Here is a 24,552-nt window from a genome sequence, read left to right as displayed (position 1 = left end):
TCAAAAAGGAGCTAGATGATGTATGTATTTTTATAAAGAAGATTTAATCAATATGATCGTCCCTGACAAACCAGATCCAAATGCAGCAAAAGTATTGCAGGAGGCATTAGGCGGACAGTTTGGAGAAATGAGAACACTAATGCAGTTCTCTTTTCAAAGCGCTAACTTCCGTGGAAAAGCAAAACAGTATCGTGATCTTATCCGCGGCGTATTCTTGGAAGAGCTTAGCCATGTAGAGCTTGTACAATCCACTATCAATCAGCTTCTAAACGATTCTGGTGGTAGCATGCCAGGCAATATGGCAAGTGATGGAGCTCCTTTAGATGATGTCATTAAAGGCGGGGCAAACCCTCACCATTATATAATCGGTGCAAAAGCTTCTCTTCCTGTCGATGCAGGCGGAAATCCATGGAATGGTTCTTGGGTGTATGATCATGGAAACCTCGTTGCTAATCTTCTCAATAATGTGATGTTAGAATCAACAGGTGTACTTCAAAAATCAAGAATTTATGAAATGAGCGATAATAAGACATTAAGAGAAACGATTGCCTTTTTAATCGTTCGTGATAATGCTCATCAAAATGCTTTTGCCAAAGCATTAGAAACATTAGGAGTAAATTGGGGGAAAATTCTGCCAGTTCCAAACTACGATATTAATAAATATCCTGAATGTCGTAAATATGTAGAAATGGGCTTCCACAATGCCCAATTTAATTTCCGCCTAGACGATACGAGAATCGGTGAGATTTTTCAAGGCACAACCCCTAGCCGAAATAATGGTGATTTAAATGTCGTTCCACCACCGCAAGGCTATCCAGTTCCAGAACTGCCAGATATGCCAAATGAGCATGCATCAGGCCTTATGGATTTAAATAATTAAGCCTGAAAAAATGGGAGAAGCCTATTATGGCATCTTCCATTTTTTCTTCCTCTTTTCTTTCTCTCCTTAACACCATCGTCATTCCATGTGCATATTAAAAAATAGGATCTATTCCTTAAAATTATGTATTGGAGGAAAACACATGTCAAAGTCAGGCTATATTCCTGATAACACGAATATTCATTCATCGAGTGGCACTCCTAATCTTATTTATAACACTCGTGATAATGTATTTTTTGAAAGAAATCCAGAAAACATTGCCTATAAAGTTACGTCTACACAATTACCAGCCATGATTGGCGGAGCCTTTGTCGATTTATTTTTAACAAAAGGACATATGCGGGAGCCGCATTGGCATCCAAACGCTTGGGAATTAGATGTCATTGTATCCGGTGAAGCAATGATTTCGATTGTCGATCCAGATACAAGAAAACTTCATCATTACCATGCAAAGGTCGGGGATGTCGTATTTATTCCAATGGCATGGTGGCATTGGATTCAGCCGACGACAGAGAAATTGCATTTACATCTCTTCTTTAATAATGACCAATTTGAAAGTGCGGAAGGCTCCGATACATTACGCTTAACTCCACCAGAAGTTTTTGAAGCAGCATATGGAGTGGATTCAGAAAAGGTTGCCAATGCTTTTTCTGCGCTGAAGGAATCTGTTGTCATTGGTCCACCAGATTCCCATCGCCTCCAAACTTCCTCCGTCTCCAATCTGGAACAAACAAAAAAAGAAGTTCCAGATAAAATATCTATCCAAATTAATCATAAACAGATTGCTTATTAATTTTTTGCTAAAAAAACTCTGCTCAGGATGAAATGAGCAGAGCTTTTCGCGTTCCTAGCTGGCAAGTTATTGGTTGTCCATCCACTTTATCATATGCAGTCTTGACAATTTGGCTATAGAAAAAACAGCATTTTTTCAATTCTGGGGGAAAGTTTCATAACGAAAGGAAACTTTCTCATCCACGGGAGCGTATATGTATAAACAAGCTATTTGGAGTGATACAAATGAACATAGATAAGAAGTATTGGCTATTAATGCCTCCCTTTTTGATACTAGGAATTGTGCTTATTCTCTTTCTTCCACCAGAAAAGAGTTTTATTCCCTTATCTTTGCCGATTGTATTTTGGTGCATTTATTATGTTTGGAAGCATTATGAGCAAGACAGAGAACGTAAGCAATAAATTTGTTTGCTGCTATTCTCCCTTCCCGCACTTCTCTATCTGCCAGTGGACGTTGCTCTCCACCTGCCTCCCTTTGTTAATAGGTAGAATATCTAGAAGTCTTCCTTTATATTTTTCTGGATAATTTCTGTCCCAGCGGCAATACTATGGATAACTATCTATTTGAGCAGGTGAAATTCCCATGAATATGGAAAGATGGATTTTAGTAGGAATTATTGTAATCAGTATCCTTGCCATTTTCTTACTTGTTCCCAAACAGAAAACGAGAGAAGCGTGGGTGATATTTTTATCTCTGCAGATTATCACTTGGCCTGCCGGATTACTTGCTGTGGAATGGAATATGATTGACTACCCTGTTCAACTTTTCTCCTCCGCAAACAAATTTAACCGGTCTAGCTTTACGTTTGAATTCTTTCTTTTCCCAGTGACAGCGATTATGTTTAGTTTATATTTCCCCAAAAAATTAAAAAAAACAGGCAAATTCTTCTATTATTTTCTCTTTGCTGGATTCTTCACTTGTCTTGAAGTAGTGATAGAGCGCTGCACCGAACTCGTGGACTATCTTAGTTGGCACGGATCTTATACGCTACTAAGTGTTATGGTCACATTGTATATTAACCATACTTACTATAGTTGGTTTAAGAAGGAACTGAAAAAGAATGAATAAGGAACTAATTATTTTAATTATTTCATGGGTTGTCTGTTTGATTTTACTCATTCGCATTATTCCAAAAGAGAGAAAAAGATATTTTCAAATTGTTTTTTTATTCGCCCATGCAACAGCTTGGATTTTTACACATATACAAGTATCTATGGACTTGGTGAGATTTCCATATAGAGAATTTTCGCATGCAACAAAAATGAGTTTCTCCCTCTACTACATTGTATTGCCAACTTTCGCTGTTCTGTTTCTTCTCTATTATCCGGAAAAGAAACATTGGCTAAAAATTTTCCTCTATTACTTAATCTTTAGCAATGGCATACATCTTTTTATGTTTTTAGTAGAGAAAAATAGCAATCTTATACATGATCTAAACTGGCATTGGTGGCTTGCTGTCAGCATCGACTTTCTCGTTTTATATATGACTAAGAAATTTGCCTTCTGGTTTAGAAAAGGTTTTGCATGATTACAAAGGGCTACAACATAAGGCCAAATTCCCTGTGAGCATGAAGGAATTTGACCTTTTTCTTAACATCTTACATATTTCCTTTTAAATCCTAGCATTCCTCTGTCCAGCTCTTTTTGAATTCTGTCTGATATAATTGAGGTCGTGCTTTTTTTCTTGCCTTTCTTGATTTCCACTGGACCTACTGCTCTAGCCGTTTCTACTGCCATTTCATGTAAGGAAACATAGGAAATGGCTACAGTAGCGATAAAATTATTCATAGATGATTTTACAATATCTGGAGCTTGATGAATCGTATTTTCTACTTGATTCAGCATACTCGCCAGCTTAGTTTCACTAAATTCCTCGTCCTTGCGGTTTCCTAACAGCCAGCAATAACAGCTCCATCCGGCTGACATGCGAAATTCTTCTCCGCTTTCGATCCACTTATCAGCAACATCTTGGGCAAAGTCAGTTTCCGCTAAAGAAACGGCTACTATAAAATCGGAAATCATGTAAAAATAGGCTGCATCAATCCACCGCTCAAAATCTTCCTCTGTCATGCTCTTTGGATCACAAATAACCCCTGCAAAATACATGGCATCATAGTTACCCGTTGCATATAGCTCTTCTGCCAAGGCTTGATCCTTCTTAATCATCCTAGAAAGTGGCTTCATCGCACCTGTTGCAATCCCAAAAACCGGCTCTTGTGCCCCATTGCCCATATAAATCTTTTTCGTTCTCTCTTTCCCTAGTGCTTCTAGTTCCTGCATAACTGTTTCCAAATCCATTGTTTCACTTCCTCTTCTATATGTGATTCTAAATGTATTCTGCCGGACTTCTTCCCTTCTTTATAAGACAAATGAAGGAATTATCTGTTCCTTGTTGAAGTATATACCTATCCATTGTATTTAGAAAAAAGGAGTATTGTCAATGAAGCAGCCATTCCCCATCATAGAAACAGAGCGTTTGCATTTAAGACAGGCAAGAGATGAAGATGCAAAAGATATGTTTATCTACTTATCGAATCAAGAGGTAGTGCAGCATATGGGGCTTGAACCTTACAAGTCAGCAGAAGATGTATTAGAAGAAATAAATTGGTACAAATCAATCTGGGAAAAAGGCACTGGCATACGCTGGTGCATCACATTGAAAAAGGAAAACATCGTTATAGGAAGCTGCGGCTTTCTGAATAGACAGCCAAAGCATTATAAAGCAGAAATTGGCTATGAATTAAGCAGCAGCTATTGGGGACAAGGAATCGCAGGTGAAGCCCTCAACGCTGTTCTCGCCTATGGATTTCAACAGCTTAGCTTGGAAAGAGTCGAAGCCTTAATCGAACCAGCCAATACAGCCTCGCAAAAATTAGTCGAAAAACACGGCTTCTTAAAAGAAGGCCTATTAAGGCACTATGAGTATACACGCGGAAAGTTTGATGATTTATATATGTATTCGATCCTTAAAGGAGATTTTGAAAAAAGCTCTGTGTAAGAAGCAGAGCTTTTCTAATTTCTATCTTGCTTATTCATCCATCCTCATATTCCCATTAAAAAAAGCAGAGGAAATCTTTCTTCTTTGGTTAAACTAAAAGAAAAGCAAAGGAAAGGGCGAACTACTGTGAAGAAACGCAAGCAAGAAAAGCTCCTGTTACGGGTCCTATTTGTAATTGGAATAGGTTCGTTTTTAAATTTACTGCGAAAGCCGCCACTAAAAGATTGGCTCATTATTTTCTTATTGAAAAGTTATATCGCCTCTATTTTAGATAATCTGTTAGTAAAAAAGGGCTATCTAACTTATCCTGTAAAATTTTTAAAGACATTTGATGTCAGTGTGATTTTCAGTTATCTTCTCTTTCCTGTCACTTGTATCTATTATAATCAAGTAACAAGAAATTCAAGTATAGTGGGAATTTTGGTTAAATGCTTATTGTTTAGCCTTCCAATAGCGATTGCCGAACATTGGATCGAAAGAAAAACCAATTTAATTAAATACAAAAAATCCTGGACCTCTTTCTATAGCCTGGGTTCCATCGCAACAACTTTTTTATTTGTTCGATTTATGATGATACTGATTAGAAAAGCAGCTATTAGGCAGCCAGCTAAAAACTGATTGACTTTTTCAGTCCTTTTAACATGAGCAAAAAAAGCTACTAAATCTTTCGAATCTTAAAGGAATATTTTCCCCTTATATAGAATCTTTATCATACATTCTATATAAAGGTGGAAAATAAATGAACTCACTCTCTTCTCCTATTGCTTGTAAAGTAAATAATGTTTTTATTCATGTTGATAATCTTGAAAAGGCAGCTGAATGGTATAGTGAATTACTCGGACTTCCTTTCAATAAAAATAATGTTGAATCGCCTGTATACAATATTCCAGTTACTTCAGAAACGGGGATTACTTTGGACGACCATACTTTCGATCCAGGCTTTAAGTTAAATCCCTCTGAGCATGTTTTGTTTAACTTTTTTGTTCAAGATATTGATGAAGCATATCAGTTTATCAAAAACAAAGGGATTACTATTGTGAAAGAGATAGAACGAATTGGTGATTTTGCTTATTTTAACTTTAAAGACTTAGATGGAAATGTATTAATGATTTGCAATAACTAATACATTTCCATTCATCCATACAGCTTCTTTTTGCTGTAATTCTTTATTCTAGGCTTCTAAGTCCATTATTGTTCGTTTCCTTGTAAGTCTGCACTCACCTGTAAGCTTATACTAACTCTTCTATTAATAAAACTCTTCCTTTTCAATGAAAAACAGCCATTCTTATAAGTGGCTGTTTTTCTAAAAGTTACTTGGATGGTTTAGGAATAATGGGCACCCAGAGTTCATGGCGCGGCTTATGTCCTGGGCCATAATAACATTCTATACATGGTAAATTGGCAAGCTCATATCCAGAGGTCGGAACCCATTCGGAATATAATCGTTTCCAAGCTTCTACGATATTGGGAAAAACAGCCCATGTTGCTGGAGGAATAAAGATGCTTTCCATCCAATTCTTTGCTTCTCCCTCATACCGGACACCCGTAAAATAATTGAATTCCTCGTCCATTATGGCGGCTTCTTTTCCACATATACCTAAAATCCCTTCCAATGAGCACTTTGGATTTTCCCATGACAGGTCAATCAATTCCTGCATAAATCCATCTTTTTTCGCTTTGCTCCAGATGGTCGGAATCGTTTTAAAGGCTCTGCTTGTTTGAACCGAATTGCTTTTCCCAACAATCTTTACTTCAAAGTCTATATTTTCGATTCGATATTCCATTTCTGTGTCTCCTTTCATAGTGATTTGAAAGGAGATTTTTGGAAAGGCCTTTAGCTGTGTTCCTTGATGACGGCATTCTGAAGGCTTTATTCCATGTAGTTTTTTAAAAGCACGAGAAAAAGAATCAGCCGATTCATAACCATATAATTGAGCAATTTCAATAATCCGCCTATCGCTTTTTTGTAATTCAAAAGCAGCAAGCGTTAAACGTCTTCGTCTTATATATTCAGATAGAGTAAATCCTGATATAGATGCAAACATTCTCGAAAAATGAAACTCAGAACAGTACGCAATTTTGGCTAATTCTTTGTAGTCTATCTCTCCTTCTAGATTTGCTTCTATGTAGTCTAGTACATGATTCATTCTATCCAGCCAGTCCATAGAATCCCTCCTTTCACTTCCTATCTTATAAAAATTAGAGACATTTCGTCCGACATATTCTGCCTATAAATGTCGTATCCAGATGGAATGATAAAGACCGCTAATCTGCCATATACTCATTCACTAATTCATAGCATCTCTTCTTAGTGGATTCGTATAAAGAAATATAATTAGCAACATTTTCAAACGTACCGCCACTATATTTTGATCTCTCTTCCTTTGCTGCCGCTTCCTTTTGTTCAATCCACTTCACTTGATCTGTTTTCAAATTATTCATTACTTCTGGTGATAACTCTGCCTTTAAAATGCTATAAATCTCGTTCAGAGCCTCATCATACTTCTCATAGGATACGCCATAGTAGTTAATCATCGCGTTTGTTACCCCTTTATCTGAATCTTTCTTATCAGGCATAGCATCTACTTCTTTTTGGATGTTATCTAACTTTGCGATAAACTCTGCTTTTCTTCCTTCTACTTTATCAACTGCTTGCGATTTATCTTCGCTCGCCGGTTTGTCCATCTTGCTATTCTTACTATTTACAGCAGTTTCTGTCCTATCTGCAGATGCTTCATTAGACGGAGAAGAAACGTCTGTGTTTTCTGCTTTCTGATCAGTTTCTGACTGCTTATTATTAGTGTTATTCGATGAATCACTTTCTGACTGCTTATTATTAGTGTTGTTCGATGAATCACTTTCTGACTGATTATTATTAGTGTTGTTCGATGAATCACTTTCTGACTGATTATTATTTGAGTTGTTCGATGAATCACTTTCTGATGCATTGCTGCATGCAGACATACCTGCTAATAAAAGAACAAGCAAGGTTGCTGCAAAAAATATACTGCTTTTTTTCATTTTGTAAAACTCCAATCTCTTTATGTCTTGTTCGAAAAATTTAACCTTCCATATCTATTTTAACATAGATTCCCAAATTTCTTCCTTTTTCGCTAATAAATAACTGTGTAAATGATAGAAAAGGATTTTTATCCAATTCTTAGATATAATTTGGGAGCTTTAGTTCATAAAACAATGTTTTACTATGACAGTGGCTTGGGATACTGAAGAAAAAAGCTTATTCTTAGATTTAATTCACTTCTTCTCCTGATAAAGGTACTGAAAACTCATATTAAATAAAGTGACTGTTGATTGAATCTTTCTAGTAATAAGAAAATACGGATACAAAAAAATAATTGGTGGATTGGCTTTTTTTGAGCTAAATTCTTTTTCTCCTAATCTATTTTGTATTTGTAATAGAAAGCGAGATAAAATGAAGATTTTATTTGGGGATAAAGGAACGGTTTTTGGCTCTATTAGCGTTATCTAGAAAGGCGCCAATAGACTATTTCCTGTTTTGCTGATATTTAGAATGTAGACAACCGTTTGAAAGTTGGTTTGAAAAGAATGGTATCAATAATAACAAGCGTAGAAACAACAAAGAATAAGTAGAAAGCAGCTAAAAAATGAATTTGAAAGCTGCAGTCTGCATTTACAGACACAGCAGCCTCCAATAAACTTTAGAAAATTAACGATAAACTAAGCCACCATCTGTTAAGATTGCTTGTCCTGTAATATAATCGGCATCATCAGAAGCTAAAAATGATACTAAGTTCGCTACATCTCTTGGTGTTTGATAACGCTGTAACGCAATATCTGCACTATACTGAGCAAATGCTTCACCTGGTTGTAAAGCACCATTACTATAACGTACCATTTCTTCATCAATTCGATCCCACATTTTTGTTTTCGCAATCCCTGGACAATAAGCATTAACAGTAATTTGATATTTGGCAAGCTCTTTCGCAGCAGAATGTGTAAATGAACGTACTGCATGTTTTGTAGCAGAATAAGTACCTAACATTTCAAAAGATTCATGACCTGCTATACTGCAAGCGTTTATGACTTTACCTTTTGAGCCTTGCGCTATAAATTGTTTAGCAGCAGCTTGTGTACCAAAAACTACACCATTTACATTGATGTTAAATAGGCGGTTTAATTCATTTTCTTCAATTTCCAAGAAAGGTTTAACTGCATCAACACCTGCATTGTTAACAAATACATCTAAACGTCCAAATGCGTCTACTGCTTTTTGGACAAGATTAAACTGATCTTCTCGCTTTGAAACATCTCCCACAACACCAATTACATCAGCATTTTGAGATTTCATTTCTTCTAGAGTGGCATTCAATAACTCTTGATTGATATCATGTATTACTACTTTGAAACCATCTTTAAGTAAACGTTCTGCAATACCACGACCTAAACCACCGGCTGAACCTGTAATAACTGCAACTTTACTCATTGAATAAACACCTCTTGTAATAAATTATTACAGAAAAATCAGTTTTCTGTCACTTTAATTATATAAATTACCTATAAAATAAAAATCAAAACATTTGAATTCAAGCAATTTTTAATTTTGGTCTCCAAGACCCTCAAAAAATCATGTTTCAGTGGATGTATTATGAGAGTTTGTTTGTATGATTGATGTTGGAATTTGTTAATCATCTATATATGCTCTACCTTTATCACTAAATCAATCAGCCGAACGTTTAACGAAAAAAACAACAGGGTACAAATTAAACATAACATAAAATGAGGAGTGATCAATCATGGCAGAAAATAAACATAGTATCGCAGATAAAGTAAAAAGTGGTGTATCAAAAGTAAAAGGCGAAGTAAAGGATCAGATTGGTAACGCGAAAGGCGATACGAGTATGCAAGCTGATGGTAAAAAAGATAAGCTGAAAGGAAAAATGCAGGAAACAGCAGGAAAATTTAAAGAAGATGCCGACCGTAAATAATGAAAACAAAAAGGGACGTCTTATTACCAGACAAAAAGTCTTGTTAAAGGAAAAAAGCGTAATCTCTTTTGGTGATTACACTTTTTTCCTTTATTTTATAGTTGGTTGGCAAGATATTATCCAAAACTGGATCCATATCAATCTTACGTTAACGGTAAAATTTTTAGTCGACACGAAACTGAGTATGACGAAGTCTAGTGTATGTCCCTCCTATTTGAATTAATTCTTTATAAGTTCCCTGTTTCTGTATGCCTGCTTCCGGAATCACTAGAATACAATCAGCAATTTTTATGTCGCAAACCAGCTGGCGATGACTAAGATAGTTCTTCTTTGTGACAATTCAGTGGATGCTCTTTGTATAGCTGCTTCTGTTTCAGTATCTCAAGCTGAAGTAGCTTGATCAAGAATTAATATAGATGGATTTAAATTTCTCCCTTTCGGATATATATCAATAGTTGTTCATAAAATAGTGAAGTTGATTATTAATTTATTTCGCAAAATTCTAAGTTAATAATATAGTAGTTTAAGTTATTTAAATAATCCTCAACTAAAGTACCTTTGTTGGAGGATTCATTCATTATTTATGATATGGTTCTCAGTGGTGTATCTAATTGAAGTTCAAAGTGCATTACTTTCCTAATAAAGTACGATGTTCAAGTAATAACCGAAGCCATTGCGAAGGTTTATGATTAGAATCAGATTTATCTTGTCTATTTGGTGTGATATATAAATGCCAGCTTAGCGCTCTTTGAATACATGCTAGCTCATCAGAAATCCGAAGAGTTTTATCAATCTCTTTCATTGACCCAAATCTGGTCCAAGGTTCCAGGTAATATGGACGAAATTCTTCTACCATACCCAACCATTCAGTTTCTGATGAAATTAAGTTATCAAGCGCATGCCAGAAAACTCGGGTACTGAAGAAGGGATGTGAAATTGATGCGTCACCCCAGTCAAAGAATACAAATTTATTTTCCACAATTCTAATATTGTTTGTATGAAGGTCCCCATGTTCAATTGAAGCTGGTATATTGGATGCCATTTCATCACACATCTCAAGTAATATTGGCAAGAGTGAAAGTATCTGATTAGTTTCTTCCTTGCTTAACCCTGTTAGACACATTTCTTCTAAATACTGGTTGATTTCCTCTTTAAGAATAGGCATTCTTCGATCAGGAACCCCAATCTGTAAAAACTTATCCACGTTACCGATTTGTGAAATTTGAAGTTCAGCATAATCCCCTATAGCTTTTTGCCAAAGTTTTTTATCTTTTTGTATCCGTAAGGGCTGGCCTTTAAAATCCTTCATCAATAGCCATCCTTCTGTTTCATTTATAGCTAGTATATCACCTGTTCTTTCAGGGCATTTCCTATATAATTCCTTGCTTAGGGCTGCCTCAAACTTTAGTACTGAACCAACTGCCTTAAAATAATAATTATCCTCATTTGTTGGCACACGAAGTAGGAGTGTCAGATCGGTTTCTTTTATATGCTTTATATTACCTTGTACTCGTAAATTTACTTTGTCTAGTTCTTCCACAATCCAATCAATTATTCTTCCGTAATAGTTCTCTTGGGACCACGGAATAGTTCCTTTTTTTTTCGACATGTAGATATTCTCCTCAACAATTTCCTATAAATAATTGATATATAAATTATAATCAAAATTTCCATTTTTTTTAAATGAAGTATATTGTAACATGTTATTACTAAAAAACGGGAGATTTTCCACTAGATTTTCCATTTTAAATTCTTTGTTTTCATATAACGTTTGCTTCCTGTAGATAAATAGCGGTGATCCAATGACAAATATAATGATTCCTATAGGCAATTCAACATTATGTATTAATGTTCTTTGGTAGAATATCCGCTCAAATTAAAAGCAAGCCTCCTACTAGAAATGTTCCTAGCATTAACGTTTATAATCTTCCCCAAAAACACTTCTACATATATGGGGAATAATAAGCCCAACAAAACCAAACATTCCTGTATATGCAACCAATGTTCCTGTAACCAGAGCAGTAGCAATCATGTAAGATTTACGGAAAACGCTTAAATCAATTCCCAGAGTAATAGTAGATTCATCCCAAAGTAGCCTTGTGTTTAACACGCGATATTGAAAAAGAAACAAAATGCACCCTAGCATAATGACTACTGCCATAATAGGGACTTTTGTCCAACTAGATGATGCTAAGCTTCCCATAGACCCAAAAATAACTGTTTTGATACCATCACATTTATTAGAAAAATAAATAATGAGGCTAGAGAAGGAACCACATAATGTAGTAATCATAGCTCCAACAAAAGCACCAAACGCGACACCAAATTGGGATAAAATCGTACCACTGCTAACCCCAAATTTAATTTTTCCATAATAAAAGAGCCCTTCCATGCTTATACTAAACATCGAAGGGCTCTTTATTATTCTTATCTTAATTGGTGTTTTTTCCCCCACCATTTAAAGCTTCTTTAATTAACTCATTTACCTTACTATTTACTACTAATCCTAAATGGCCAACACCGCTTATTTGTATGTTTTTAGCGCCTTCCAATTTTGAGAGCATATTAGGAACTAAATAATCATTTTTGCTGTAAATAGAAGTATAAAGGATTTTATGATTAGGATCTTTTCCCACAGGTGCTTTTGACGTAATGAATTTATTTGGAGATCCCAATGTAATCACATCATTTACCTTCGTTCCGCCCGTATTTTGGATATACTTAAGGGTATTGATTCCACCAGCACTGTGACCGATAATATCTACTTTGTTTTTTCCCGTTTCCTTTAACACTTTATCTACATATGATTCAAGCTGCTTAGCATTCGTCAAGCTGTTGCCTGTTTTATCAATTAATTCAATTGCGAATAATTCATCAGAAGACCAGCCTTGCTTAAGCAAATAATTTTTTATCGCAAGAAAGTTTGTACTGCTGCCGCCAGTTCCATGAACATAGATTACTGGATCATGTCCAGTTGTCTGAGCTTTTAAAACAGTTGGTTTCATCCCCATAACAGAAATGATTATCGCGATACTCATAGTTAGTGATAATAATAGTTTAGTTTTTCTCATGATGTTCCTCCCTGTTTGGTTGACTGCTATCTTGCTATATCATTGTTATATATTTTAAGAGCAGAAACAACCGGTAACTTTTTCTAGTCTGTTTAAAGATTATATGAATATGCCTTTTGGATCCACAACTTTACTCAAAAATACATGATACAAAACTCCTTTTCTTTTTCATTATTGTAATAAACCTTTTTTATTCATTTCCTCCTCTTCAACAAAAGTAAACAAAACAGAGACTAAGTTATTAAACAATACTATCTTTTATGTACATACATCCTCTCATCGACCCCAGCGTCAATTCGTGAATAGCTTGTTAGCTAGAAAATAAAAAAACACGGCTAGTACTAACCGTGTTTGAGAATTAACAATCACCATGTTTATTAAGATGTAATGGCGGTGGAATAAGCCAGCCTTTTTCTTTATTTAAGCGAAGAACTTTTGCTCCAAGAGCTGCCTTTTTGGTATGAAATTGACCATACATAGCAGCAACGTCTTCTCTGATGGATTTCCCAATTATTTGGCTGCAGGTAACTAAGCCCGCAGCAATATCAGCAGAAAGTGTAGCTGCTATTGCAGGATCTGGAATTTTTGCTCCAACTGGAATATCCTCTAAACATGCTTCAGGAGGTTCGGGAGCAGCTGGTGGTGTAGCGATACCATTTTCTTTCAGAATTTCTTCTAGCTGTTTTTTTTCTTCCTGACAAGTTTCAATAGCTTCGACTAATAACTTCTTTAAATCCCCATCACCAGCATGATTCAACATCGTTTGGTAACCTGCTGTCATACTGTTTCCGGCCAATAGGGAAGCCCAAATATCAAAAACTTCCCCATAGTGTAAGGGCTCTTCCTTTGGATTTCCAGATAAAATCCCCATTATAATCCTCCTTCATGTTAAGTAATTCTCTAGTTAGTGCATCTGTTCGCACTTCCATAGCTTTTCCAACAATAGAGAAGATTATTGATATTACGGTCGTTTTTTTCAAATAATATAAGCTATCACAACAATGATTAATATTATGCTAATAGACAACACCCGATTTTTAGTCTTTTTAAGGAAATAGATGCTGAAATCACTTAATATGTTGACTCACAGCAATAAACTAAAACTCTGAAAGTACAATGAAGGAAAAAAACTTGTTAAAAATAAACGATGATAGGACAGAAATATTTCGATCCCAATAAGTTAAAGAGAACACATTTTCCTATTAATTCATCACGATTTGATCCCATCGGGGGCTGTTCCAGCCAACCATGTACTATCATAAGTAACCCCCAAGTAGAGATAATACAGTAACCATCCCCCTAAGTTACCTCTAATATGTACTAATCGGTTTATTATCCGAGAAAATCAACTAACACTATAGCTAATTTCTTTGTTCTTGTCGTTTATTACTTTAAAATGGTCATTTTCCTTCATAAATAGCTGAACTATTTAACGATATTGCTTTCAATACTAAGTAGTGATGTCTTTAATGTAGTCACAAGAAAGGCTTTGTTCTAGTAACAATACGTTAGCATCCAGCCATTAGACAAGAGTGTTATCACTATTTTTTTTTAATGATTTTCTTTCCTTTACAAACTGAAAGCCATATAAAAGTAAGGATTTAAAAAAGAATAACAATGATAGTTGATACTTTTTTAATCGAACTAACGAAGCAATTCCTAATTTTTTTAACCAATCTACCAAGAAATAGACGAAGATCGAATCAACCACTAAATTTATAAAAATGTATCTGAAGTATTTGCCGTAAGTCCATTTTAAAATCCACAAGGAACCAATAAAAAATGGGCCCCATAAAAAAGGAACAATGCCAGATAGCTTTGGATGAATTTTTTCGTACCACCACCACCATTTTCGCTTTTTTGCAATTATATCTTCTATGGTGACAATCAAAGCTATAAATAACCCTGCTGGCAAAAAATCTTTTTACAGCATCTTTCCCGATTAAAGGAAGGAAAAACCAAGACAGAAACATCATCAATACTAGTAATCCCCTTGAATGCCTCATCAACTTCATTAACAATCCTCCTATTCATCCATTGGGAATAATATTCCCAATAACAGGAAAAATATAAAAAGAAATATTTTATATAAAGAATGGGCTAATTAAGGCAATCACTTTTCCAGTTCATATTAGACTTATTCTATTGTTTATTTAGCGTAATCTGTATTTTTTACACTTCATTCTTTTTACCCGGAAAAAATTTTTCTATTAAGTTTTAAATGGTATATAAGTTACTTGTTCCCTTAGGTAATGTTTCCCCTTCCTTAACAAATATTTTTGTACAACTTTTATTGTTAAGAAAACTATTGTATAAAAATAAAAAATAAAAACCACAATAATTTATGGAGGAAAGGTGGTGTTATAATGAAACATGTTAAAGCTTTTTCGATAAAATTTATTTCAACACTTGTTCTACTATCTTTAATTTTAATGGTTCTATTTAATTTTCCATTTACAAATGTCTTCATGATTACGGTTGTATTAGGAGTTTTAGCATACGTTATTGGAGATATGTTTATCCTTTCTCGAACCAATAATCTAGTTGCTACTCTTTCGGATTTTGGATTGGCCTTCTTTGTTATATGGCTAATGAGTGAAAATTTCACATATAGAGGGAATACAGTTATGACATCGTTAATTGCCTCTTTAGGAGTTTTAATTTTTGAATACTTCTTTCATAAGTACCTTATTCAAAACTTTATGCAAGAAGCAAAATCCAATCCACGACAAGAAAAACTCCAGTTCCAAACTGAAATGGCCGAAGAATTTCATCCAAGTAATAAGCCAGATAAAGACAAATCTTAATATAGCTCATTTTACCAAAATAAATATCCACTCGGAGCCATTATTATAGCCGGTTTTTCGACTATGACAGCTGCTTTATTCGCCGTTACTAATTTACAAGATGGAGATGCTTCAGCATTCTTTGGAAAGAAAGCCCAAAGATTAAAAAAACTCCCGCTTCCTTCTTTAGGACTTGCCACAGTCGGGCTTATATATTCCATTATAACTGCCTTATTATTACTTGGGAAAATATATGGATATATTACGACTGCTGCTGGAATTTTGCAGATGTATAATTGGGCATTTATCATTATTTCGGCGTTGAAAATCCTCAAGATAAAGGAAAAGATAAAATCACTTCTGTTATTGGTCTTATTTTACTACTGGGGGCAGTAAGTGGAACTATTTCTGAAAGTATAGACGTTTTGGTTTCTTTTTGAGCATCATGAATAAAATATGGAATACCACAAATAAAAGTGAAGTAAAAGGAAATTAAATTTTTTAGATGTTAAAGTGAAGAGTCGAAGCCAGAAGGAATCGGCTCTATCATCTTAACCTAAAAAATTACAAAAGTGGGATATTGCTTTCTTTACAAGCAGTAATAATAGCATCATTCCATACAGATACTTGAACTTCGCCAATATGTGCTTTCTTTAACAGAAACATCATTAATCTAGATTGTCCTATCCCGCCGCCGATTGTATACGGAAGTCTTTTCTTTAGGATACCTTGGTGATACTCAAGATCTTTTCGATTTTCATGATTAGAGCATTTTAGTTGCTGTAAAAGTGTCTTCTCATCTACACGTATCCCCATAGAAGATATCTCGACAGACTTTTCTAACAGCGGATACCATAAAATAATATCTCCGTTTAGATTCCAATCATCATAATCTGGCGAACGTCCATCATGCTTGTTACCAGATAACAATTCTCCGCCTATCTTCATAATGAAAACTGCCCCAAACTCCCTGGCAATTTCATCTTCCCGCTGTTTTGGTGTTAGAGATGGATATCTATCTTCAAGATCTTGTGTCGTAATAAAATGAATATTTTCTGGCAGGCTGGGTTCGATACGAGGATATAGCGTATATAAGAAATCCTCCGTAGACTTTATCGATCGATAAATTTTTTTGACCTCTAATTTTAGTGTTGTTAAATGACGTTCATCGTAGCTGATAACTTTCTCCCAATCCCATTGATCAACGAACATAGAGTGTAAATTGTCCAAAACCTCATCTCTTCTGATTGCATTCATATCAGTGTATAACCCTTCACCATAACTAAATCCATAACGTCCTAAGGCAATTCTTTTCCACTTTGCCAATGATTGAACTATTTCTATTTGTGAATGTTCTACATCCAGTGCATTAAAAGTAACAATGCGTTCTACTCCATTTAAATTATCATTAATACCATTTCCGGCCTTCAATATAATCGGGGCGGAAATCTTTGTTAAATTTAACTCTTTAGAAAAATGATTTTCAAAGTAAAGTTTTAATTTATTTATAGCAATTTGGGTTTCTATAAAGTTCAAGTTAGGTTGATATACATTGGGAACAATAAGTGATTTAGTCATAGAAAAAAATACCTCCATTTATATCTAGGGTTGTTCTTTATAATTGGGTTTTGATTCTGTTTACTATATGATGGAATCCTAAAGTTGATATCCGCTCCTGCCTAATTATTGATTTGGAAGATTAAATTCCCCTTAACACTTGCCCATAAATAAATGATACGGTACAGATTACTAAAAGAACTTGTACTAGAAAAGATACTGGTGACCTTAATCAATCAATTAGTTTATACCATTGTTCCCCTACAACCATACATCCCTGTTGTTTCATAGAAAATCTGCTAATATTTTTTATACTTCTCTTTACTCATGTTTTTATATTAAGACTCATATGGGTACAGCCTAAATACGTATGAAAATAGGTCATAAATTCACTTTTATTCCCCTTTATAAACGATACAGTTTTCCAAACTAAGTTTATCCTTCTAGCAAATGGAAATAATAATGGTATAAACTATTATATGGAGGAGTTAAAGTGGCCGACAACGCTAATTACAATGAAAAATTACCACCTAACACCGAATCTTATTGGACAAACACTATTCATTTACCAGAGTACCCATGCCTTGAGGATAACATGCAAGTTGATGTAGCTATTGTAGGTGGTGGCATTACAGGCATTACTTCCGCCTATCTGTTGGTGAATGAAGGTCTGAAAGTTGCTATTATCGAAGCAGACAAATTACTGAATGGGACAACGGGACATACCACAGCTAAAATCACTGCCCAGCACGATTTAATTTATGAGGAACTAATTCGCTATGCCGGGAAAGACACGGCAAGATTATATTACGAGGCGAACACCGATGCTTTAAAATTTATTCAAGAAACGGTCAATAAGCATCAAATTGATTGTGATTTCACTCATCAAGATGCCTATGTATATACCACAACAGAAGAATATGCACGGAAACTAGAAAAAGAAGCAAAAGCCTATGAGGAGCTTCATATTGAAGGAAAACTCGTAAACAAACTTCCTTTCGATTTAGAAATATATAATGCACTTGTTATGAAAAATCAAGCTCAATTCCATCCACTTAAGTACTTAGCTCATCTTACCAAAATAATCACCAAAAAAGGAGGATACATCTTTGAAAATACAACAGCTGTAAATATCGAGACTGGCGAACACCCCACAGTTCTTACCCGTGGGGGAGCACGAATTACAGCGAAATATGTTCTTTCCTGTTCTCATTTTCCCTTTTATGAGGGGGCTGGACTTTATTCTACAAGAATGCATGCAGACCGTTCCTATATTATTGCTGCAAAAGTAAAAACAGCCTATCCAGGTGGTATGTATATTAGTGCAGATGAGCCGAAAAGGTCTCTCCGGTATGCAACAATTAATGGGGAAGAAATGATTCTCATTTCTGGGGAAAGTCATAAAACAGGACAAGGCGGAGAAACACTGAAGCATTACGAAGCCTTAGAAGCGTTCGGTCAACAAGTATTCGGAATTGAAAATATTATCTACCGCTGGTCAGCACAAGATCTAACTACTCTGGATAAAATTCCATACATTGGCGAAATTACTTCCGGCCAAAAAAATATATTAATCGCTACTGGATACCGGAAATGGGGAATGACAAATGGAACTGCAGCTGCGCTTTTATTCCGAGATACCATACTCGGTAAAAAGAGCAAGTACCAGGAATTGTATTCTCCTTCCCGTTTCAATTTGAATCCAAGTCTAAAAAATTTCTTAACGCAAAATGCGAACGTTGTTAGTCACCTAATTAAAGGGAAATTAGAAATACCTCAAAACGATATCCATAACCTATCCCCTGATGAGGGAGCTGTTATTGACATTAATGGACAAAGAAAAGGAGCTTATAGAGATAAGGAAGGTACGCTTCATATTGTCGATACAACTTGTACTCACATGGGGTGTGAAGTTGCATGGAATGATGGTGAACGATCTTGGGATTGCCCGTGCCATGGTTCTAGGTTCTCGTATACAGGAGAAGTTCTTGAAGGACCAGCTGAAAAGCCATTACAAAAATATGATTATAAAATGATCGATAACCTTACCTCAGAAGACTCCGGTTATTAACTAAAATTAAGTAGGTAAAAACAGCTGAACCATATTCAGCTGTTTTTACCTACTTTTTTATTAAAACGAAAGCACCCGTATTAATTTAAGTGGGATTATTCCTTTATTATTGAATAAATACAAATGTCAGTTAGCTTGCTGCCATCTGCGGATAAATCATCATTTCTTAAAATTCCTTCTAATTCAAAACCTAGTTTTTCTGGAATCGAACGACTTTTAACATTTGTTGATTCACATCTTATTCCAATCCTGCTAAAATTGAGTTGTTGAAAACCATGGTTAACTAACGCTCTTACTGCTTCTGTCATATATCCTTTGCCAGTATATTTTGTATTAATCCAGTATCCAATTTCACATTTAGCAATCTTCCAATTAATTCCGTGAAGGCTAGCAGTTCCAATAAATTCGTTAGTTGCCTTATGAAAGATAAGATAACGAAAGCTTTCTCTTTTCAAAAAATCAATATGGGCATTTCTCAAGATAATTTCTATTTCTTCAACAGTAGGCATTGTTTGAAATAAGCTTAACCATTGCTTTAACTCATGAAATGAATCCTTTATAGCTTGGCATACGACATCGCCGTCACCAGCTTGAAGCGGCGCTCGAAGAATAAGTCTATCTGTTTCGATTTGTAACGGAATATCTAATAAAATAGGATTCATTTAAATTTCCCCCTCTAATACTTAAATTATGATTGTATTTATTATATTCTCTGGGTAACTAACTATCCCTGTTTAGTAGCAGAACAAAAAAGAAGCATAAACAATTTAAGAAGAGTTTGTGTTTATAAATCCTTTCTTTGGTTCAAAACACCACTCCATATTTTCATTTAAACTCTTACCATCAAAATTTTCGTAAAATACCCAATTTTTATACTTCAATGGTTCCCCTCCTATTAAATCAAACCTTACAATTACATAAACCAAATTTTATTTGTTCATAACTAGATCTATCACATATTTATTTAGTTTCTTTTTTTGCCTATAACTACAATACTCTTATAACTACTAAGTCCATTTACATTATGATAGGAATGGAAAGAGATAATTTAACGAAGGAGCAAACACTTCAACAAGTAAAGACCATTCAGCAGCAATTGGATAATGAGTCGATTGATTTTTAATTAGCTAAAGTTGGCTACTATAGTATTGTTAATGGCGAGAGAATGTTATGAATATGCTAGTTTTACTTCACATCAATAAAATAAGCATAAAAGATGTAGATTAAATATCGTACACTTTTTAGGCTTCCTTTCGGGCAATTAATGAAAGTTCTGTTCTAAGTTATCGGGCAACTTTATAACAGAGGTTATTAGGAATGCAAAAGTTAAAAAATTATATTTTTAGATTAGACTGACCTAGCCAAATGGGGCAGTAATAAAATACCAACATATGCTGCCTGTTGCCAATCTCTATTGGTAACAGGCAGCATATGTTTACTCGCTATGATCCTCATAAACTGTTCTACATGTTCTGTTACTTCTTTTGAACCCTCTCTAATTTTACATTCGAATGAAAAGGCTCAATGACTGTGTTTTCCCAATAGTTTCCTCGGCGTGACATACTACTGACTAAATTTTTTCTTTAATCATATTTTTTGATATGTATAAGAAGCGTAGACGCTGCATTGATCAGAATGGATGATTATGCCTTTATGGTTTCCTCATTTTGCTAAGACTTCACCAAGGGGCAATCACCAAAATTGATGATATAGCTTATAAGCTACGATTTATTTATTAAACAAGTCTATAATTATTGAAAACCCACTGTTATTTCCTGCCTGTCCAATTACTATTTCTACACAGAGAGAATCTAATCACTTTTCTTTTTGATAAAATCGGCGGGCTTTAGCTCGATTGCCGCAATCAGCCATTGAACACCAGCGACGGCTCCTATTCCGACTCGTATCAAAAAATAACCATCCACAAGAGTCGCCCTCACATTTTTTGACTCGTTCTAAATCGTTTTTAGAAACAAGTAAATCAACAGCAGATTGCAAAATTGGAGGCAGCATAGTGTCCAAGTTTTCCTCGTTATCCATGAACTTCAACGTGTAATGATCCTTTTCATGGATTACACGCAAAGTTTGGTAGAAGTTACTTACAAAACCATTGAAACATTCAAGGTCTAGCAGATGTGGCGATGTCCCCTTTGAAACGGACTTGAAGATTTGATACATGACCTCCCGCATTTCGATAATCCGCTTTAGAACTTCTCCCGCTTCAGACGGTTTCTCCTCGGCCTTTAAAAGAAGTACTTTTGCTTTTTGTTTGGTCAAGACGTCAGCATGGATGCACCAGTCGACTATTTTAGCGTAACTCGTAAACCAATCGCGCCTTTTCTCATCACTTTCCCGCCAACTGACAGTATTGATAAAATCCATACACAAACGTTCTCCGACCATCATATAAGAGTTCATTTCCGACATATTCAAAGCTCCTTTACTATAACTATCATAATACAAATTGACAGTTAGAATCAACCTAGCTATAATTTAACCATCAAAAGTATTTTTGATGGTTAAACACTGAATTTAGGAGGTACTGAGATGGACAATCCGATGTTGGTGGCTGTTAGAACATTGTTGAAGGAAACATATGCTGGACCTGAAGAAAACGCAAGCTGGTACACAGAAGCGAAACCTGGTAGTGGTTTATTCGGAACACTTGAAAAGATATCGGCAGAAGATGCTTCAATACCTGTCAACGGTACGACAATCGCCGCACAAACAGATCATACCCGCTATTACTTATGGGTTGCGAACTCTTACTTAAATGGGGAAGTACCCAGTAAGGACTGGGGAGCATCATGGAAAATCACAACCGTTGATAAAATCACATGGGCTCAATTTACTGACGAACTTCAACAAGAATACACAAAACTAATAAAAAAGATTGATTCTCTTGGCTCCTTAGATAAACAAACATCGCATGGTTTGTTAGGGGCGCTCGCTCACTCCGCCTACCATCTCGGATCAATACGACAGATGATAAAATCGATTAAAGTTCCAAACCAAACATAATTCAGAAAAAAGCCTGTCACTAAGAACATACGTATCCCTTAGTGACAGACTCTTCCAATAAAGTGAAGGTATTTAATTTAAACCATATCATTTAAAATAATTTTTTTATCAACTAGTATTAAATTCTCCTAATCTAGTCATCTTTAAAATTTCATGTATCATACTAGGTTTATTTAGAAAATATTTTTGTCATGTAATATTCGCTTTGCGATATTAGCCGCCTTTTTTCCATTGGCTTTTCCAGTTTTATTTTGAATATTTATCGAAAAATAATAACTATAGCCATCTTTTTTCACAAAGCCAACAAACCAACCATTTATTTCTTTCCCATTAATTGTACCAGTTCCTGTTTTTCCATATAGCTGTGCCTGCTTTTGTTCATCTATGAAAATAGCATTATTTACTGAACGAATATTTTCCTCTTTAAAGCCCAATTTATTTTCTTCTAATGCAGATAATAATTGAACTTGCTCAATTGGAGAAATTTTCAAAGAGGATTCCATCCAATAGCGATCTATATTACCTGACAAATTTTCATTCCCGTAGTTTAGTTTGTGAAAATAACTTTGCAGCTTTTTCTTCCCAACTTCACGATCAAGGTGTTGGAAATACCAGTTAACAGAACTCTCCATAGCAGTTGACAAATTCTGATTGGTATTCCATTTTTCAAAAGGATATGCCGTTCCATCCCACAACTGCTCGTTGCTTGTAGTGGAAATTACATTCGTTTCTAAAGCGAATAATGCAGAATAAATTTTATAGGTGCTATTGGGGGAAACCCTCTGTTCACTCATTTCACGATTATATATTTGATATTGTTTTTTGATAGCATCATATAGAACAAAACTACCCATATCCCCATTAAAATAAGAACTAAGATCTTCATAGATAACATTTTTCTCATTAAAATGATACACATCGTCTGAACTAGCGAGTACAGAAGAAAGCGAAGTAAAGAGTAACACAACAATTGCCAATATAGTATAAATAACTTTACTCTTCCATTTTAGTAATGGAGAATCCACTCTATAGTTAGCTATACTCTGAATTCGTCGTTTGAGTTGTTCCTTCGTTCCTCCCATTCCAGTGGAAAACTGTTTATATGGTCGGTTAAACTGTTTATCCGCAAACTGAATGATTGTATAGCCATATTCGGTGTATCTACTTTCATCCAAAAGATTTAGAACAGAAGCATCACATGCCAACTCACGGTCGATTCGCATTTTTTTTAAAGCCAACCATACTAATGGATTAAACCAATAAATAATTTGAAGCAACCACATTAGGTAATTAACGAAACTATCTTTACTTTTTTGATGGCATAGTTCATGTAAAAAGACATATTTTATTTTACTTAACGAGAATTCTTCTTTGGTTTTTTGGGGTAAAAATACATATGGCTTCCACAATCCTAATGTAATAGGAGAGGTAATAAGTGCGGTCTCCAGTAAAATTATTTTTCTTTTTACCCCGACAACCTCCTTGCACTCTTCTAACATTTCATTTATTTTTTGATCTTTAATACTCGTAGATGACTTTTTAATTTGCCTAATTTGATAATTTGCATAAATAGCACTCCCAATGAAAAACATGATTCCAGTGATCCAAATTACCAAAAAGAACTGTTGAAAAAATTCTGTATTTGTTTTGTTCACAGAAATAGAGAAATCATTCAATAAATCATAATTGGATGTCTGTGAAATGCCCAAACCACTGAACCTTTCATTGCCCTTAGTTATATCTTTCTCAATGAATAGGAAGTTTTGCATATATTGAAATATTTCTCGAAACTGTAAAAAATCCCATGGAATCACGTAAGTAATTATTGGAGCGAAAAGAAAATACCAAATTTTATAATGTGTTTGCTGAGATAAATGGTTGTAAAATACTTTTTTGATTAACAGGATTATTAAAATAAGGAGGGATACAACAAGTGTACTTAATAATAACCGGGTTACAACCATTATTTTTTCCCTTCTTTCTTATCCCTCTCAGCTAAAATACTCTTGAGTTCTGAAATATCTTCCTTTGATAGCTGCTCATTTTCAATAAAATTTAATACCATTGAGTTTAATGTACCACCAAAAAATTGTTTCAGGAAAGATTTACTTTTCTGTTCCACATATTCGTTCTCTTTAACAAGTGATGTATAAATAAATGCTCTGCCATCTTTTCTTGTTTGTAATACTTTTTTCTTCACTAGACGTACAAGCATTGTATGAATTGTATTCGGTTTCCAATCGCTATTTTTTAATACTCTCTCCACAATTTCAGGAGTGGAAATCGGCTCATAGTTCCAGACTACCTTCATCACTTCATATTCACCTTCAGAAATTTGCGGAATTTCTTTCATCATGACCCTCCTGCTTTTACATTTGTAGTATTTATTATAGCAGGTTGGGCCAAAT

28 protein-coding genes and 2 pseudogenes are annotated in these 24,552 nt (G+C 34.9%); 14 read left to right on the top strand and 16 right to left on the bottom strand.

The genetic code is table 11. The features are described from left to right. The first annotated feature begins 22 nt into the window (after positions 1-22). From MHH96_RS15880 to MHH96_RS15860, 5 genes are all read left to right on the top strand, one after another. Positions 23-880 (top strand): manganese catalase family protein, encoded by an 858-nt coding sequence (locus MHH96_RS15880; RefSeq protein WP_047940151.1) that lies wholly within the window; start codon positions 23-25, stop codon positions 878-880. A 142-nt stretch (positions 881-1,022) separates the two neighbouring features. Beyond that, a complete protein-coding gene (locus MHH96_RS15875) occupies positions 1,023-1,673 on the top strand; it encodes a cupin domain-containing protein (RefSeq protein ID WP_047940150.1) in 651 nt (216 codons plus the stop codon). A 224-nt stretch (positions 1,674-1,897) separates the two neighbouring features. Further along, on the top strand, positions 1,898-2,074 hold the full coding sequence (locus MHH96_RS15870) for a hypothetical protein (protein ID WP_162837567.1): 177 nt from the start codon (positions 1,898-1,900) through the stop codon (positions 2,072-2,074). Positions 2,075-2,255: 181 nt separating this feature from the next. Next, positions 2,256-2,741, top strand: coding sequence for a CBO0543 family protein (locus tag MHH96_RS15865; RefSeq protein WP_047940149.1), 486 nt, complete (start codon positions 2,256-2,258; stop codon positions 2,739-2,741). After that, the gene (locus tag MHH96_RS15860) at positions 2,734-3,201 is read left to right on the top strand and encodes a CBO0543 family protein (protein ID WP_047940148.1); all 468 of its coding nucleotides are present in this window, start codon (positions 2,734-2,736) and stop codon (positions 3,199-3,201) included. Before MHH96_RS15865 ends, MHH96_RS15860 begins: the two co-directional genes overlap by 8 nt. A 62-nt stretch (positions 3,202-3,263) precedes the next feature. On the opposite strand, the gene MHH96_RS15855 is transcribed toward MHH96_RS15860, so the two are convergent. Beyond that, positions 3,264-3,971, bottom strand: a complete 708-nt coding sequence (locus tag MHH96_RS15855) for a DNA alkylation repair protein (protein WP_047940147.1) — start codon at positions 3,969-3,971, stop codon at positions 3,264-3,266. Positions 3,972-4,113: 142 nt separating this feature from the next. On the opposite strand from MHH96_RS15855, the gene MHH96_RS15850 reads away from it, so the two are divergent. The 3 genes from MHH96_RS15850 (at position 4,114) to MHH96_RS15840 (ending at position 5,794) form a co-directional block, all read left to right on the top strand. Next, on the top strand, positions 4,114-4,671 hold the full coding sequence (locus MHH96_RS15850) for a GNAT family N-acetyltransferase (protein WP_047940146.1): 558 nt from the start codon (positions 4,114-4,116) through the stop codon (positions 4,669-4,671). Positions 4,672-4,797: 126 nt separating this feature from the next. Continuing rightward, positions 4,798-5,289 carry a CBO0543 family protein gene (locus tag MHH96_RS15845; protein WP_095321355.1) on the top strand — a complete coding sequence of 164 codons (492 nt, stop codon included), beginning with the start codon at positions 4,798-4,800 and terminating at the stop codon, positions 5,287-5,289. Positions 5,290-5,410: 121 nt separating this feature from the next. Next, positions 5,411-5,794 carry a VOC family protein gene (locus tag MHH96_RS15840; RefSeq protein ID WP_095257481.1) on the top strand — a complete coding sequence of 128 codons (384 nt, stop codon included), beginning with the start codon at positions 5,411-5,413 and terminating at the stop codon, positions 5,792-5,794. Positions 5,795-5,981: 187 nt separating this feature from the next. Here the strand turns inward: MHH96_RS15840 and MHH96_RS15835 are convergent, their stop codons facing one another. The 4 genes from MHH96_RS15835 to MHH96_RS15820 form a co-directional block, all read right to left on the bottom strand. Beyond that, complete coding sequence (locus tag MHH96_RS15835) at positions 5,982-6,836, bottom strand: AraC family transcriptional regulator (RefSeq protein ID WP_095321350.1); 855 nt, start codon at positions 6,834-6,836, stop codon at positions 5,982-5,984. Between the two features lie 100 nt (positions 6,837-6,936). Then, complete coding sequence (locus MHH96_RS15830; RefSeq protein ID WP_235850396.1) at positions 6,937-7,692, bottom strand: lysozyme inhibitor LprI family protein; 756 nt, start codon at positions 7,690-7,692, stop codon at positions 6,937-6,939. 506 nt (positions 7,693-8,198) lie between these two features. Beyond that, positions 8,199-8,333, bottom strand: coding sequence for a hypothetical protein (locus MHH96_RS15825; protein WP_268874878.1), 135 nt, complete (start codon positions 8,331-8,333; stop codon positions 8,199-8,201). Positions 8,334-8,359: 26 nt separating this feature from the next. Then, positions 8,360-9,136: an acetoin reductase gene (locus MHH96_RS15820; RefSeq protein ID WP_047940142.1), complete on the bottom strand. Its 777-nt coding sequence runs from the start codon at positions 9,134-9,136 to the stop codon at positions 8,360-8,362. A 310-nt stretch (positions 9,137-9,446) separates the two neighbouring features. Here MHH96_RS15820 and MHH96_RS15815 point away from each other — a divergent pair, with 310 nt between their 5' ends. After that, the gene (locus MHH96_RS15815) at positions 9,447-9,638 is read left to right on the top strand and encodes a CsbD family protein (protein WP_047940141.1); all 192 of its coding nucleotides are present in this window, start codon (positions 9,447-9,449) and stop codon (positions 9,636-9,638) included. A 163-nt stretch (positions 9,639-9,801) separates the two neighbouring features. Here the strand turns inward: MHH96_RS15815 and MHH96_RS25665 are convergent. The 6 genes and pseudogenes from MHH96_RS25665 to MHH96_RS15790 all read right to left on the bottom strand — a co-directional run. Beyond that, positions 9,802-10,061, bottom strand: a pseudogene (locus tag MHH96_RS25665) (multidrug ABC transporter ATP-binding protein); the annotation flags it as partial. 205 nt (positions 10,062-10,266) lie between these two features. Continuing rightward, positions 10,267-11,247 carry a phosphotransferase gene (locus MHH96_RS15810; protein ID WP_061800987.1) on the bottom strand — a complete coding sequence of 327 codons (981 nt, stop codon included), beginning with the start codon at positions 11,245-11,247 and terminating at the stop codon, positions 10,267-10,269. Between the two features lie 303 nt (positions 11,248-11,550). Further along, positions 11,551-12,045: an iron chelate uptake ABC transporter family permease subunit gene (locus MHH96_RS15805; RefSeq protein ID WP_412973472.1), complete on the bottom strand. Its 495-nt coding sequence runs from the start codon at positions 12,043-12,045 to the stop codon at positions 11,551-11,553. Positions 12,046-12,070: 25 nt separating this feature from the next. Further along, complete coding sequence (locus tag MHH96_RS15800; RefSeq protein WP_047940139.1) at positions 12,071-12,709, bottom strand: esterase/lipase family protein; 639 nt, start codon at positions 12,707-12,709, stop codon at positions 12,071-12,073. A gap of 358 nt (positions 12,710-13,067) precedes the next feature. Continuing rightward, the gene (locus MHH96_RS15795) at positions 13,068-13,580 is read right to left on the bottom strand and encodes a DUF3231 family protein (RefSeq protein ID WP_047940138.1); all 513 of its coding nucleotides are present in this window, start codon (positions 13,578-13,580) and stop codon (positions 13,068-13,070) included. 651 nt (positions 13,581-14,231) lie between these two features. Then, positions 14,232-14,600, bottom strand: coding sequence for a hypothetical protein (locus MHH96_RS15790; protein ID WP_236691759.1), 369 nt, complete (start codon positions 14,598-14,600; stop codon positions 14,232-14,234). A 475-nt stretch (positions 14,601-15,075) separates the two neighbouring features. Between MHH96_RS15790 and MHH96_RS15785 the strand changes: the two genes are divergently transcribed. Both MHH96_RS15785 and MHH96_RS15780 read left to right on the top strand, forming a co-directional pair. After that, the gene (locus MHH96_RS15785; protein WP_144546251.1) at positions 15,076-15,516 is read left to right on the top strand and encodes a DUF2512 family protein; all 441 of its coding nucleotides are present in this window, start codon (positions 15,076-15,078) and stop codon (positions 15,514-15,516) included. Between the two features lie 33 nt (positions 15,517-15,549). After that, positions 15,550-15,991: pseudogene (locus MHH96_RS15780) on the top strand (hypothetical protein); the annotation flags it as partial. 68 nt (positions 15,992-16,059) lie between these two features. Here the strand turns inward: MHH96_RS15780 and asnA are convergent. Next, the gene (gene asnA, locus MHH96_RS15775) at positions 16,060-17,073 is read right to left on the bottom strand and encodes an aspartate--ammonia ligase (protein ID WP_144546253.1); all 1,014 of its coding nucleotides are present in this window, start codon (positions 17,071-17,073) and stop codon (positions 16,060-16,062) included. 472 nt (positions 17,074-17,545) lie between these two features. On the opposite strand from asnA, the gene MHH96_RS15770 reads away from it, so the two are divergent. Then, positions 17,546-19,123 (top strand): FAD-dependent oxidoreductase, encoded by a 1,578-nt coding sequence (locus MHH96_RS15770; protein ID WP_061800990.1) that lies wholly within the window; start codon positions 17,546-17,548, stop codon positions 19,121-19,123. Positions 19,124-19,218: 95 nt separating this feature from the next. Here the strand turns inward: MHH96_RS15770 and MHH96_RS15765 are convergent, their stop codons facing one another. Next, positions 19,219-19,785, bottom strand: a complete 567-nt coding sequence (locus MHH96_RS15765) for a GNAT family N-acetyltransferase (RefSeq protein ID WP_095257488.1) — start codon at positions 19,783-19,785, stop codon at positions 19,219-19,221. Between the two features lie 296 nt (positions 19,786-20,081). Here MHH96_RS15765 and MHH96_RS25660 point away from each other — a divergent pair, with 296 nt between their 5' ends. Then, positions 20,082-20,246, top strand: coding sequence for a hypothetical protein (locus MHH96_RS25660; RefSeq protein WP_438825713.1), 165 nt, complete (start codon positions 20,082-20,084; stop codon positions 20,244-20,246). Between the two features lie 692 nt (positions 20,247-20,938). On the opposite strand, the gene MHH96_RS15760 is transcribed toward MHH96_RS25660, so the two are convergent. Further along, on the bottom strand, positions 20,939-21,550 hold the full coding sequence (locus MHH96_RS15760) for a CGNR zinc finger domain-containing protein (protein ID WP_341117655.1): 612 nt from the start codon (positions 21,548-21,550) through the stop codon (positions 20,939-20,941). Positions 21,551-21,670: 120 nt separating this feature from the next. On the opposite strand from MHH96_RS15760, the gene MHH96_RS15755 reads away from it, so the two are divergent. Next, the gene (locus tag MHH96_RS15755) at positions 21,671-22,144 is read left to right on the top strand and encodes a hypothetical protein (RefSeq protein WP_047940133.1); all 474 of its coding nucleotides are present in this window, start codon (positions 21,671-21,673) and stop codon (positions 22,142-22,144) included. A gap of 173 nt (positions 22,145-22,317) precedes the next feature. Here MHH96_RS15755 and MHH96_RS15750 read toward each other — a convergent pair whose 3' ends face one another. Together MHH96_RS15750 and MHH96_RS15745 are read right to left on the bottom strand one after the other, a co-directional pair. Beyond that, complete coding sequence (locus tag MHH96_RS15750) at positions 22,318-24,108, bottom strand: BlaR1 family beta-lactam sensor/signal transducer (RefSeq protein ID WP_047940132.1); 1,791 nt, start codon at positions 24,106-24,108, stop codon at positions 22,318-22,320. Continuing rightward, a complete protein-coding gene (locus MHH96_RS15745) occupies positions 24,108-24,497 on the bottom strand; it encodes a BlaI/MecI/CopY family transcriptional regulator (RefSeq protein WP_061800994.1) in 390 nt (129 codons plus the stop codon). The genes MHH96_RS15750 and MHH96_RS15745 overlap by 1 nt, the downstream gene beginning before the upstream one ends. Between the last annotated feature and the right edge of the window lie 55 nt (positions 24,498-24,552).

It is taken from the genome of Niallia sp. FSL K6-0212, assembly GCF_038007605.1.
GTDB classification, from domain to species: Bacteria; Bacillota; Bacilli; order Bacillales; family Cytobacillaceae; genus Niallia; species Niallia circulans.
Note: the sequence above shows the minus strand (reverse complement) of the source record. Positions and strands in the feature narration are given on the sequence as shown.